This is a genomic window from Synechococcus sp. MIT S9507 (assembly GCF_047304715.1).
In the GTDB taxonomy this organism is placed as follows: Bacteria; Cyanobacteriota; Cyanobacteriia; order PCC-6307; family Cyanobiaceae; genus Synechococcus_C.
Genome location: NZ_CP138970.1, coordinates 62959 through 75690 on the forward strand (window position 1 = coordinate 62959; position 12732 = coordinate 75690).

A 12732-nucleotide genomic window follows, 5' to 3' on the forward strand; every position below is an offset into this window, starting at 1 on the left:
GATGTTCACGATCAGAAAGCGGTCACTCATACTATTGACAGCAGCAATATTGTTCATTTCCAGTAGCCTTTTTTGTCTGTCTGTTCTTGCAAAGCGCCCGGATAATGTTTCCATATTGATGGCAGCTCCTTTCGCTGATTCAACGTCTGAACTTGTCAAGATCTTCAACCAGAAGAATAGGGGCAGAATTCATCTTGAGGTGATAAAAGGGCCTCTGGAGACTGAAGCGATCTCAGATCTGGCAATCAGCAGTCTTCTCCTGGGTAATACACCATTTGACGGACTGTTGATGGACGTAACGTGGGTACCAAAGTATGCCAAAGCAGGTTGGCTTGAATCCCTTGATAACTATTTCAATGAAGACGATCTGAATGCTCTTGCAGAAGGTGCAGATGAAGGCAATCACTACCAGGGCTCTCTACTGAGATGGCCATTGAATGCAGATATCGGACTTCTTTACTGGCGAACAGACTTGATGGATGAGCCCCCACGGACTCCGCAGGAACTTGAGAGCATCAGTCAAAAGCTTCAGAACGGCGGCAGAATACCCTATGGCTATGTATGGCAAGGCAAGCAATATGAGGGACTAAGTTGTGTCTTCCTTGAGATTATTGACGGCTTTGGTGGTGAATGGTTTTCACCAGATTCAGGGCGCATCGGGTTGGACGAACCACCAGGACTGGACGCTTCAGAGTGGCTGAATCATCTGATTCAAACGGGTGTCAGTCCGCGGGCTGTAACAAACTTCGCTGAGTCTGAGGCCCTGCAGAGTTTCAAATCCGGTCAGGCAGCTTTCATGCGCAACTGGCCCTACGCATGGGCTGAATTGCAGAAAAACGACAGTCAAGTCAGGAACAAGGTCGGGATTACAACAATGGTGGCGGAAAAGGGACATCAACCTGCGGCGACACTTGGTAGCTGGGGGTTAAGTCTGTTGAAGGGTTCAGCACATCCTGAATCGACTGTTGAAGCTTTTAAATTTCTCACCAGCGAAGAATCTCAACGCTATCTATATACCAAATATGGAAATACGCCAACTAAGGCCGAGATCTTCAATGATCAGAAACTCCTTGAGAATTATCCTTCCCTTCAATCCATCGGCGAAGCCCTGGCCTATGCCCGATCGAGACCTGAAACTCCCCTTTATGCACAGATCAGTGTTGTATTACAGCGAAAGCTGAGCAGCTCATTGACAGGTATGACAACTCCTGTGGAGGCGATGCAACAAGCGGAACGATCCACAGCTCAGGTGCTCGAAGCCGCAGGAGAGTCTCCCTGATGCCGTTGCTGATTCTGCTGATTCCATCTCTGCTGTTTCTCGTAGCGGTTTTTGCTCTACCTCTGTTTCGCTACACATGGCTCAGTTTCCATGCAGATTCCGTGATGACGGGTCTTGTGGCGATCCCGAATCAGGGGGCCAACTGGCAGCGATTCATCCATGACACCCGTTACCTGCAGGACCTCTTCCAGACCCTTCGGTTTTCAGTGGTCTCAGTGACCGCTGAAATCGTGCTCGGTTTGGTTATTGCCTTGATCCTGCATCAGCCCATGCGCAAGCGGGCATTGATCAGGTCATCAGCTTTGATTCCATGGGCTTTGCCCACAACAGTGATGGCTCTTGGGTGGAGATGGATCTTCAATACTCCCTACGGCCCTATTGATCGACTGACGCAATCGTGGCTGGGTCAATCGCTCAATGCTCTGGGAGAACCATCCATCGCATGGATCACCACCGTCTACGCCGATATCTGGAAAACAACTCCTTTTGTGGCACTGATTCTGCTTGCGGGCCTGCAGACCATACCTTCTGATCTCTACGAAGCGGCAAAGCTAGAAGGGGCAGGTTCCTGGATTTGCCTTCGACGCATCACAATCCCCCTGTTGCTTCCCTACCTCGGCCTTGCCTTGATGTTCCGTCTTGCTCAGGCATTCGGAGTGTTTGATCTTGTGCAGGTGATGACTGGAGGCGGTCCCGCCAGCAGTACGGAGAGCATCGCTCTCTACGCCTACTGGAATGCCCTGCGATTTCTCGACTTTGGCTACAGCGCCACCATCATGATCGGAAGCTTTGTGATCCTCAGCTCACTGATTCTCATTACTTGGCTTGTGGTCACAACAGCGCGAAACAGGTCTCAGCAATCCCTAGCAAGATGAAAGCAACACGGTTCCTGATTCTCGCTCTACTGGTCTGGTCACTGGCTCCTTTGACTTGGCAGCTTTACACATCGTTCTGTACTGATCAGGCACTGGTCACACCGTTTGCTTCACTGAATCAACGCTGGACACTTGATCATTATCAGAGTGTTCTGAACAGCAACCCACCGTTCATTCGCTATTTGTTGAACAGCTTGTTCGTAGGAGGACTTTCTACATTTCTAACCCTTTTATTAGCAATCCCCTCAAGCTACAGTTTAAGCAAAATGGGGCGACGAAGTTCACTTGTCATCAAATTCTTCTTGATTGGCTGCGCACTTTTTCCCTATGTTCTTCTTTTTCTTGCATTGCTTGAAATCGCGCGCTATCTGCAACTGGGGAACAGTCTGATTGCACTGGCTGTTCCCTACGCAGCATTATCCCAGCCATTGGCAATTCTTTTATTGACAAATGCCTTTTCTGATCTTCCTGCAGAACTTGAAGATGCTGCCAGAGTTGAAGGTTTAAGCGTGGTGCAGAGGTTTCGATGGATTCTGCTCCCACTCATCTCACCGGCAATTGCAAGTACAGCAATTCTTGTATTCCTTTTTTCATGGAACGAATATCCAATTGCCCTCACATGGATCAGCGACTCAGGCAAACTGACTCTTCCTGTTGCAATGGCAAGAATTGCTGGCTCCTCAATTCATTCGGTTCCCTACGGTCCTTACGCAGCAGCCACAGTGATAGGTTCAATTCCTCTTATTCTCTTGGTCATGGTTTTCCAGAAACCAATTGTTTCGGGTTTAACCACTGGAGCTGTTAAGGGATGACGCTTGAACTCGAAAATGTAGGGCGAAATATCAACAAGCAATGGATTGTTGAAAATATCTGCCTGACTGTTGCTGACAATGAATGCCTTGCCCTGGTTGGGCCAAGTGGTTGCGGCAAGAGCACAACATTGAGGCTGATCGCAGGGCTTGATCCTGTCAGTGCTGGTTCCATTCATATCCGTGGTCGTGACATCACATCCCTTTCACCTTCTGAACGAAGTATTGGGATGGTGTTTCAAAGTTATGCACTGCTTCCACACCTAACTGTTTTCGAGAACCTTGAACTCGGACTTCGGGTGCGTGGCGTTCCAAAGCCAGAAAGACGATTCAAAATCAAGGGGATTCTCGATCTGGTCCAACTCTGGAATCGTGCAGACAACCGTCCTGCTGAACTCTCAGGTGGTCAACGCCAAAGAGTGGCTCTAGCTCGCGCACTACTCAGGGACCCTGAGGTTTATCTTCTCGACGAACCGATGAGCAATCTTGACGCACAATTGAGGGAAGATATTCGTCCAGAACTTCGAAGGCTTGTTCTGGAGCAACGTAAACCAACCATCTATGTCACCCATGACCAACATGAAGCCATGGCGATGGCACAGCGAATTGCTGTTCTCCATGAGGGAAGGATTGAACAGATCGATACTCCATACAACCTTTATCACAATCCTGAAAGTCTTTTTGTTGCTCGATTCATCGGTCGGCCGCAAATCAACTGCCTGAAGGGTGACTCTGGATCTATTCGCGCCGTAAGACCGGAGTCCATTCGTTTTTCTGATGAAGGATTATCAGGCAAACTGCAGTCAAGGGAATGGCTGGGAAATTCCCAGTTGCTGTTTCTGGAGACTCAGCAAGGCGTGATTCGGATGATGACATCACCCGACCAGGGGATACCCGCACAGATCAGGTTGACCTGGCGGGCTGAGGACGAAATTCTCTTCGACGCTGATACAGGACTTCGATCACGCCGATAATTTTTGGAGCTCCTCAACGAGCATCTCCTCATGCAGCTGTGCGTCACGCTTCAGCTGCTCAATGTCTGAGTCACTGCGGTCGGCCGTCATGACAGATTGCCATTGACGGCTCAACCGGTCGACATCAAGTGCGTCGTTCAGATCCACCCATGGCAAGGCTGCGAGTTGCGCCGCTGCCTTCACTTTTGGGTCATAACTCAGTGCCGCAGTTGGACAACCCGCCGTTGCAGCCAGGATCAAGGCATGCAGACGCATTGCGATAACCAGTGCAGATTCACTGAACAGTGACTGAACCTGTTCCAGAGACTCTGCCTGCATCTGAACGGATCGCCGATCCAAACCTTCAGGGATCAGATCACGATTTCGCAGGTCATCCCACAATGATGCGTCCTGCTCAGTGTGAAAAGCCAGCCAGATCACCTCAGAACAGTCATTGGCACTCAATCGATCGACGGCTTCGAGAAGAACACCCCACTTCCTGCTGTTCAACAGCGGAGTAGGTCTCCAACAGAGGATCAGCCGGGTTCCGCCTGTCCAGGGTGGCGAGGGATGACGCCACACCGGATCAGGTCCCATCAGCATTGGAATCTTGAGTCCCCAACGCTCAGCCAGACCAATGGAGCTGGGATCTCGCCATGACACAGCCCTGACTCCAGAAAGTGTGTGTTTGACCAAAACACGACTCAGCCGATGTTGAAGTGGACCCAGCCCCTGACCCCAAAGCAATATCGGCACACGTTTGAAACGGGCACTCCAGAGAAGAACGAGATAGTAAACAAGGCTTTTGAAGCTGGTTCCGTCCTGCAGCAAACTGCCGCCGCCAAGAACCAGCGCATTCACCTGATCCAGGCCTCGAATGGTGTCTGAAAGTGATCGCCGATTCACGCTTGATACCCCGGGAACCAACGCCTGTACGGCCTCTGAATCCCTTGCTGTCACGACAGGTTCCCAATCGGAAGGGATCTGCGACACCAGCACCTGAAGCAAAGCATCGTCACCGAGATTGTGCTCGCCGTAATAACCACAGAGCATCACCCTCAACTTCCGCCCACTGCGCAGTGCCTTCACCAGCAAACAAGAGTTGATCGACCCATTATCCAAGTCTCCAACCGTTACGGTGAACGACGCCATTGAAATGACATGCACGCACTATCCCTGGGGACGTGGTGGATTCATTGGGCGTCAGTGGCTGAATGGCTGATGGCCATCGTGCTGATTCATCAATACAAACCGGATGGACAGAACGTTTCGACTCAGCGCATCGCCTGGGCGATGCTTCCAGCGCTGGTCAGTGCAATGGCAGCCTGCACCTGGCACATTTACGACAACGCTGAACAATTGCGCTGGCTGGTCACGCTCCAGGCATCATTCACCCTGCTCGGCAACGCCACGCTGGCCTGGGCCGCATGGTCAATCAAGCCGCCAACAGAATTGGAGGAACAAGCCTGATGCCTGACTTCGATCCAGCACCGTTGTTCGCACTCTCGCTGTTTCCATATCTGGTTTTTCTCTATTACCTGGGACAGCGTCGGCTGCTTCCCGCTCTCAGCCGTCGTGGCTTTCAACTCACGCTGCTGTTTGTTGGAGTCACCATTGCAGCAGCTGTCGTTGCTGATCTGCGATTTGGAACTGAACTGGTGGCCGTTGATGCTCTTCATGGTGGAGCCGAGGCATTTCTGACGCTCAGCAACGCCGTGATCGTGGCAGGACTGATCGGGTATCAAAAAGCACTGCGATGAACAACTTTTACAAGAATTAGGCGTGCGTGCCTAAAAGCTGGAAGATAAATCGTTGCCTCTGATCTTCATGCTCGCTCCACTTCTGGCCATTGCTCCAGCAACGCTTACCTGGTCTCCGAAAGTGGGGCTGGTGATGATTGTCTGCAATGTGATCGCCATTGTCATCGGCAAGGCTGCGATCAAATACCCCAACGAGGGAGCTCAGCTGCCCAACCCATCATTTTTCGGTGGCATGAGCCATGCTTCTCTCCTTGCCACGACAAGTCTGGGACACGTCATTGGCATGGGGGCCATTCTCGGTCTGGCAACCCGGGGAGTTCTTTGAAACACCATTGAGCCGAAAACAACGTTGAAAGGTGGCTCAGCCACCTTTTTTCATCAGCTGCGAATTGAAGGCACTTCCACACTCGATTCAGAGGCAGTCTGAATCGGGACAACGACCAGGTTGAATCTCTCACTGATCCTTGCGGCCATCTGATCAGGGAGAAGGCCAAGCGTTTCAAAACTCTGTTGTGGCGTGGCGTGGTCCACAAGGACATCAGGAATTCCCAGTCTCAGGACAGGACGATGCAGATCAGCGTCCTGAAGCGACTCAATCACCGCGGAACCGAAACCGCCTTCAAGGGAGCCTTCCTCCATGGTCACGACACGACCGATGGTCCTGACCAATGGATGCAGCAGCGCCGTGTCGAGCGGTCTGAGAAAACGGGCATTGACCACCGTGGACTGAATTCCCTGAGCAGCGAGGATTTCAGCTGTCGCCATCGCTTTTGCGTTCATGGCGCCATAGGCCACGATCAGGAGATCCTCTCCTGAACGCAAAAGCTCACCACAACCGATCGCAAGAGGTTCCCATCCTTCCTCCATGAGGGGAACTCCTTCACCGGGACCTCTGGGAATCCGGATGGCGCAAGGCCCTTCATGCCTCAGAGAGCTGACCAGCATCCGTTGGAGTTCAGCTTCATCCTTGGGTGCCATCACCGTGAAATTGGGGATGGAACGCATATAACTGATGTCGTACTGGCCTTGGTGTGTTGGCCCATCGGCACCCACCACGCCAGCGCGATCAAGCACGAATGTGACCGGCAGTTTCTGAATCCCAACATCGTGGATCAACTGGTCGTAGGCCCTTTGCAGAAATGTGCTGTAGATGGCCACCACAGGACGAAGACCATCCGATGCCATGCCAGCGGCCAGGGTCACCGCATGTTGCTCAGCGATACCTACATCGATGTACTGGTCAGGTAGAGCCTTCTGCAGCAGGTCGAGACCGGTGCCGGTGGCCATTGCTGCTGTGATTCCGACAACGCGGGGATTCTGTTCGCAGATTTTGACGAGCGTCTGACCGAATACCTTGCTGTAGCTGGGCGGTTTGGGAGTTTTGCTTGGGCGGGCCTTGCCTGTGTTGAGGTCAAAAGCCGACTGAGCGTGATAGCCAACCTGATCAGCCTCCGCATAGGGATATCCCTTGCCCTTGGTGGTGAGCACATGGACCAGCACCGGACCACCTACCCGATGGGCATCCTGGAATGTTTTCGTCATCTCAGCGATGTCATGACCATCCACGGGTCCCATGTAGGTGAAGCCGAGTTCTTCGAACACCGCACCGACCTTCGGCACCGCCAGGCGGCGCATGCTGCCCTTGAGTCGATTGAGCTCAGCGGGTAGATCACCACCCATGAAAGGGAGATGACGCATGCTTTCTTCAACACTTCCGGAAAGAAACTGCAAAGGAGGGCTGAGCCGCATCCGATTCAGATGACTGGAGAGAGCTCCAACTGGCGGGGATATGGACATGTCATTGTCATTGAGCACCACCAGCAGAGGGGTGTTGGGCATGTGGCCCGCATGATTGATGGCCTCAAGAGCCATGCCTCCGGTGAGCGCTCCGTCACCAATCACCGCAACACATTTGTGATCCTGGCCGAGCCGATCCCGGGCCATGGCCATCCCAAGTGCCGCTGAAATGGATGTGCTGGCATGACCGGCACCGAAATGATCAAATCTGCTCTCACAGCGTTTGAGATAACCGGCCACTCCGCCCTTCTGTCTCAGGGAGTCGAAATCGGAGTAGCGACCTGTGATCAGTTTGTGTGGGTAAGCCTGGTGGCCTACATCCCAGACAACCCGGTCACGATCCAGATCAAGGGTCTGATAGAGCGCAAGCGTGAGTTCAACAACCCCGAGACCTGGACCGAGGTGGCCGCCGCTGTTGGACACCACTTCCAGGTGACGCTGGCGAATCTGAGCGGCAACATCCTCCAGTTCCGTCACTGACAGACCATGCAACTGATTGGGATGCGATAGATCGCTCAGTTGCATGAGCCTCCCGGCAGATCAAGTCAATCTACGGGGCCCACCTGCCACCCGCGAAAGCCCTCGGTTGTCAGACTGACTCGATGGATGATTACCTGCAAAGGATCCTGCGCGCGAGGGTTTACGACGTCGCCCGCGAGAGCCCTCTCGAGTCAGCGACCAATCTCAGCCGGCGTCTGAACAATCATGTGTGGCTGAAACGCGAGGATCTGCAACCGGTCTTTTCCTTCAAGCTGCGCGGTGCATACAACCGCATGGCTCAGTTGTCGGACGACGAACGTTCACGGGGTGTGATCGCCTCGAGTGCTGGCAATCATGCCCAGGGCGTTGCTCTCAGCGCAGCTCATCTGAGCTGCAGAGCCGTGATCGTAATGCCAGTCACCACTCCCAGCGTGAAGGTAGAAGCGGTTCGTCAGCTCGGTGGAGAGGTGATCCTTCACGGAGAGACCTACGACGAGGCCTATGCGGAGGCCCGCAGACGAAGCGAACAGGAGGGCCTCTGTTTCATCCATCCATTTGATGATCCGGAGGTGATCGCCGGTCAGGGAACGGTTGGGATGGAAATCCTGCGCCAGTGCCACCAGCGTCCGGACGCGATCTATGTGGCGATCGGCGGAGGTGGTCTGATTGGTGGGGTTGCTGCCTATGTCAAAAGCCTCTGGCCTGAGATAGAGGTGATTGGTGTTGAACCCCATGACGCCGCCGCGATGACCCTGTCGCTTGAGGCAGGTGAAAGAATCCGTCTGCCTCAGGTGGGATTGTTCGCCGATGGGGTGGCTGTTCGAGAGGTGGGAGAACACACCTTCCGACTGGCTCAGAGCTATGTGGATTCCATCGTCACGGTGAGCACGGATGAGATCTGCGCCTCGATCAAGGATGTCTTTGAAGACACTCGATCCATCCTCGAACCGGCAGGTGCTCTGGCCGTTGCAGGGCTGAAGGCTGACGTCACGAGGCGGCAACTCAATAACAAGCAGCTCGTGGCGATCGCCTGCGGCGCCAACATGAACTTCAACCGTCTGCGCTTTGTTGCGGAACGCGCAGAGCTCGGCGAAGAGCGTGAGGCCATGCTTGCGGTTGAAATTCCGGAACAGCCCGGCAGCCTGCGCAAACTGTCAGAACTCCTTCAGAAGCGCAGCCTCACGGAGTTCAGCTATCGGATGGGTGCCGGCGATCAGGCGCACATCTTCATGGGTGTTCAGGTCAGGGACCTCCAGGATCGTTCTGATCTGCTGGCCTCCCTGCGCAGCAATGGATATGAATGCCTGGACCTCAGTGACGACGAACTGGCCAAGGTCCATCTGCGTCACATGGTGGGAGGTCGTTTGCCGCTGAAGTCGCAGGAGCCAACTCAGGAGCTGCTCTACCGCTTCGAGTTCCCGGAACGGCCCGGTGCACTGATGCGGTTTGTGAATGCGCTCCACTCCAACTGGAGCATCAGCATTTTTCACTATCGCAACCATGGTGCCGATGTCGGTCGGATCGTGGTGGGTGTGCTCGTCAGCCCTGATGATCTCGAGTCATGGCAGGCGGTCCTGAAAGACCTGGGTTATCCGAGCTGGGAAGAAACATCCAATCCCGCCTACAGGATTTTTCTCGGTCCCGATGGCACTCCCTGAGATGAGCGTTACGTTGGCCTGTCGGATCAATGGAAGCTGGTTTGGACCAGGGAAGAGACCAACAACGCAGTCACAACACGCAGGACGCTGCGTCGATGGTGTCACTCCCCGCTCGTCTTGAGGCGATCCTCTACCTGAAAGGTCGGCCAGTCACGCTGCAGGAACTGTCTTCATTGGTGGGTCTGTCCGAAGCGGAGACCGAGCAGGGAATGTTGATCCTGATTGCGGGCTATGCCCAACGGGACACCTCCCTGGAAATCAATCAGAGCAACAGTCGTTACAGCCTGCAGTTACGTCCTGGCCTGGGAGAACTGGTGCGCGATCTGCTTCCGGTGAACCTCTCCACAGCCACACTCAGAACCCTTGCCACGGTTGCACTGAAAAAAAGAATTCTTCAATCCGACCTTGTGGATCTCAGAGGTTCGGGGGCCTACGACCACATCAAGGAGCTCGTGAACCAGAACTTCATCGAACGCAAGCGTCAGAGTGAAGGTCGCTCCTACTGGATCACCTTGTCCGAGAAGTTCCACAGAACCTTCTCGGTCCTCCCGGACCTTGGCGGTGGCTCCGAACCGTCCCAGGCTGCATAGAGTTCCATTAATCCCGCGATATCCATGGCAACCGAGCTTGTGTCCACAGTCCTTCAGGTTCTCGCCCAGACACTTCAGATTTATTCGCTGGTGTTGATTGTGCGTGTACTTCTGAGCTGGTTCCCCAATCTCGACTGGGCAAATCCTGTGCTCAGCACCGTGAGTTCGATCACCGATCCCTATCTGAATGCGTTCCGGGGATTGATCCCTCCTCTCGGTGGACTGGATCTCTCAGCGATTCTGGCCTTTATCGCCCTGAGCTTGATGCAGCAGTTGCTGATGTCTGCCAGCTTCGCCTTCGCAGGCGGCTTCGGCATGTACGGCTGATTGCAAATCACTTGCTGATCAACGGTGATCGCCTTCGCCCTGGAGAGTTCCCCGCTGAGATCTGCTTTTGAGTTTGCTGAGGTTTGCTGAGGCAACCTCCTCGAGGCTGAGCCCAAGTTCCGTGGCCAGTTGCGCCAAATACCAGAGCACGTCTCCCAGTTCCAGAGCCACATCCTCACGGAAGTGCTCGTCAACAACGCCGCCACGGTCACGAATCAGTTTTTTGACTTTGTCGGCAACCTCCCCGGCCTCACCGGTCAGGCCCAGGGTTGGGTAGATGAGATTCTCACCGGCATTGGGGTAGCAAGCCGTACTGCGCGATTGAAGTTGGTAGTCGTTGAGCAGCATGGAGGGTCATCGGTGGGTTGAGGGCATGACGGTAGATTCCGCTGGTTTCCGGCGCCAAGGATGGCCGAGCTCGATCTGACACGTAGAACCAAGATCGTCGCCACGATCGGCCCAGCCACAGAGAGTCCCGAACGCATTCGAGACCTTGTTCAAGCAGGCGCCACGACATTTCGTCTGAACTTTTCGCACGGAGACCACTCCGAGCACGCCACTCGCATCGCCACCATTCGTCAGGTGGCCCATGAGCTCGGCGTTCACATCGGCATCCTTCAGGATCTTCAGGGGCCGAAGATTCGATTGGGCCGCTTCGAGGAAGGTCCGATCACCCTGGGCAACGGGGATCACTTCGCTCTCACCTCCAAGCAGGTTCGCTGCAACCAGACCGTTGCCACGGTCACCTACCACAGGCTGGCGGAGGAGGTCACCGCAGGCAGTCGCATCCTTCTCGACGATGGTCGGGTCGAAATGAAAGTCGACCGCGTTGATGAAGCTGACCAGACCCTTCACTGCGTTGTGACCGTTGGTGGAGTGCTGTCCAACAACAAGGGCGTCAATTTTCCTGATGTGCAGCTTTCGGTGAGAGCTCTTACCACCAAGGACCGTCAAGATCTTGCGTTCGGCCTGCAGCAGGGAGTCGACTGGGTCGCACTGAGTTTCGTGCGCAATCCCTCGGACATGCAGGAAATTCGTGAACTGATCAGAAAGCACGGCTTCTCGACTCCGGTGGTCGCCAAGATCGAGAAATTTGAAGCCATCGATCAGATCGACGCCATTCTTCCCCTCTGCGACGGCGTGATGGTGGCTAGAGGTGATCTCGGCGTGGAAATGCCAGCCGAGGAGGTGCCTCTGCTGCAGAAGGATCTGATCCATAAGGCCAACAGCCTTGGCATTCCGATCATTACGGCCACCCAGATGCTGGATTCCATGGCCTCAAGCCCTCGTCCAACGAGGGCCGAAGTCAGCGATGTGGCGAACGCCATTCTCGATGGCACGGATGCTGTGATGCTCTCCAACGAGACTGCTGTAGGGGATTTTCCGGTGGAAGCCGTCGAAACGATGGCCAGGATTGCCCGGCGTATTGAAAGGGACTACCCGCAGCGGCCGATCGACACGCATCTGCCAAGCACCATTCCCAATGCCATCAGTGGCGCAGTCAGCAGCATTGCCAGGCAGCTCAACGCTGCTGCAATTCTGCCGCTCACCAAAAGCGGTGCGACGGCTCACAACGTCAGCAAATTCCGTCCATCCACCCCGATCCTTGCCGTCACTTCTGAGGTGTCAGTTGCCAGAAAACTTCAGCTTGTCTGGGGCGTGACGCCCCTGTTGATCGAAACGCAGCAGAGCACAACCGCAACCTTCACGCTCGCCATGGGCGTTGCTCAGGAGCTCGGCGTGCTGAAGGACGGCGACCTCTGTGTTCAGACAGCAGGCACCCTGGCAGGCGTCAGCGGCTCGACCGATCTGATCAAGGTGGGCATCGTGAGTGCTGTGCTTGGACGCGGAACAGGCTTCGGCAGCGGTTCGATCAGCGGAAAAGTGCGCATCGCAACCTGCGCAAGCGACTGCGCCAAGATCGAGCCCGGGGAAGTCCTCGTGGCCATGGATACCGACGCCGACTATCTCGATGCCATCAGAGACGCCGCGGCGGTGATCACTGAAACGCCGGCCGAAAGCTCGCATGCCGCAGTGATCGCTCAGCGTCTCGGCATCCCCGTGATTGCTGGAGTCGCCAATGCCACCCGTGATCTGCTGGACGGTGAGGTGGTGACTCTGCTCGTCAAGGAGGGAGCTGTGCATCGAGGAACCGGCAGCAACATGGCGGTGAAACTCGACACCATGCTCTAAGCCTGATCAGT

Annotated in this window: 14 protein-coding genes; 11 read left to right on the forward strand and 3 right to left on the reverse strand. The window is 54.6% G+C overall.

The features are described from left to right. The first annotated feature begins 1 nt into the window (after position 1). From SIB83_RS00300 to SIB83_RS00315, 4 genes are read left to right on the forward strand one after another with little or no spacing between them, the layout of a single operon-like run. A complete protein-coding gene (locus SIB83_RS00300; protein WP_413746417.1) occupies positions 2-1279 on the forward strand; it encodes an ABC transporter substrate-binding protein in 1278 nt (425 codons plus the stop codon). Beyond that, a complete protein-coding gene (locus tag SIB83_RS00305) occupies positions 1279-2154 on the forward strand; it encodes a carbohydrate ABC transporter permease (RefSeq protein ID WP_413402773.1) in 876 nt (291 codons plus the stop codon). Before SIB83_RS00300 ends, SIB83_RS00305 begins: the two co-directional genes overlap by 1 nt. Further along, positions 2151-2966: a carbohydrate ABC transporter permease gene (locus tag SIB83_RS00310; RefSeq protein ID WP_413402775.1), complete on the forward strand. Its 816-nt coding sequence runs from the start codon at positions 2151-2153 to the stop codon at positions 2964-2966. The genes SIB83_RS00305 and SIB83_RS00310 overlap by 4 nt, the downstream gene beginning before the upstream one ends. Continuing rightward, positions 2963-3937, forward strand: coding sequence for an ABC transporter ATP-binding protein (locus SIB83_RS00315; RefSeq protein WP_413746418.1), 975 nt, complete (start codon positions 2963-2965; stop codon positions 3935-3937). The genes SIB83_RS00310 and SIB83_RS00315 overlap by 4 nt, the downstream gene beginning before the upstream one ends. Here SIB83_RS00315 and csaB read toward each other — a convergent pair. After that, positions 3926-5005 carry a polysaccharide pyruvyl transferase CsaB gene (csaB, locus tag SIB83_RS00320; protein ID WP_413747405.1) on the reverse strand — a complete coding sequence of 360 codons (1080 nt, stop codon included), beginning with the start codon at positions 5003-5005 and terminating at the stop codon, positions 3926-3928. The genes SIB83_RS00315 and csaB overlap by 12 nt on opposite strands. A gap of 72 nt (positions 5006-5077) precedes the next feature. Here csaB and SIB83_RS00325 point away from each other — a divergent pair, with 72 nt between their 5' ends. The 3 genes from SIB83_RS00325 (at position 5078) to psaK (ending at position 6001) form a co-directional block, all read left to right on the forward strand. Next, on the forward strand, positions 5078-5386 hold the full coding sequence (locus SIB83_RS00325; protein ID WP_413402780.1) for a DUF2499 domain-containing protein: 309 nt from the start codon (positions 5078-5080) through the stop codon (positions 5384-5386). Further along, positions 5386-5676 (forward strand): DUF3593 domain-containing protein, encoded by a 291-nt coding sequence (locus SIB83_RS00330; protein WP_413746419.1) that lies wholly within the window; start codon positions 5386-5388, stop codon positions 5674-5676. The genes SIB83_RS00325 and SIB83_RS00330 overlap by 1 nt, the downstream gene beginning before the upstream one ends. A 67-nt stretch (positions 5677-5743) precedes the next feature. Next, positions 5744-6001: a photosystem I reaction center subunit PsaK gene (gene psaK, locus SIB83_RS00335; RefSeq protein WP_413402784.1), complete on the forward strand. Its 258-nt coding sequence runs from the start codon at positions 5744-5746 to the stop codon at positions 5999-6001. Between the two features lie 53 nt (positions 6002-6054). Here the strand turns inward: psaK and dxs are convergent, their stop codons facing one another. After that, entirely contained in the window at positions 6055-7998 is a 1944-nt protein-coding gene (dxs, locus tag SIB83_RS00340; RefSeq protein ID WP_413746420.1) for a 1-deoxy-D-xylulose-5-phosphate synthase, read from the reverse strand. Between the two features lie 77 nt (positions 7999-8075). Between dxs and ilvA the strand changes: the two genes are divergently transcribed. The 3 genes from ilvA (at position 8076) to SIB83_RS00355 (ending at position 10528) form a co-directional block, all read left to right on the forward strand. Then, the gene (gene ilvA, locus SIB83_RS00345) at positions 8076-9611 is read left to right on the forward strand and encodes a threonine ammonia-lyase, biosynthetic (protein WP_413402788.1); all 1536 of its coding nucleotides are present in this window, start codon (positions 8076-8078) and stop codon (positions 9609-9611) included. A gap of 95 nt (positions 9612-9706) precedes the next feature. After that, positions 9707-10201 (forward strand): SMC-Scp complex subunit ScpB, encoded by a 495-nt coding sequence (gene scpB, locus SIB83_RS00350; protein ID WP_413406441.1) that lies wholly within the window; start codon positions 9707-9709, stop codon positions 10199-10201. Between the two features lie 24 nt (positions 10202-10225). Further along, entirely contained in the window at positions 10226-10528 is a 303-nt protein-coding gene (locus SIB83_RS00355; RefSeq protein ID WP_413402790.1) for a YggT family protein, read from the forward strand. A gap of 18 nt (positions 10529-10546) precedes the next feature. Here the strand turns inward: SIB83_RS00355 and SIB83_RS00360 are convergent, their stop codons facing one another. Beyond that, positions 10547-10876, reverse strand: a complete 330-nt coding sequence (locus SIB83_RS00360) for a nucleoside triphosphate pyrophosphohydrolase family protein (protein WP_413746421.1) — start codon at positions 10874-10876, stop codon at positions 10547-10549. Positions 10877-10936: 60 nt separating this feature from the next. On the opposite strand from SIB83_RS00360, the gene pyk reads away from it, so the two are divergent. Continuing rightward, positions 10937-12721, forward strand: coding sequence for a pyruvate kinase (gene pyk / locus SIB83_RS00365; RefSeq protein ID WP_413746422.1), 1785 nt, complete (start codon positions 10937-10939; stop codon positions 12719-12721). Positions 12722-12732: the final 11 nt, after the last annotated feature.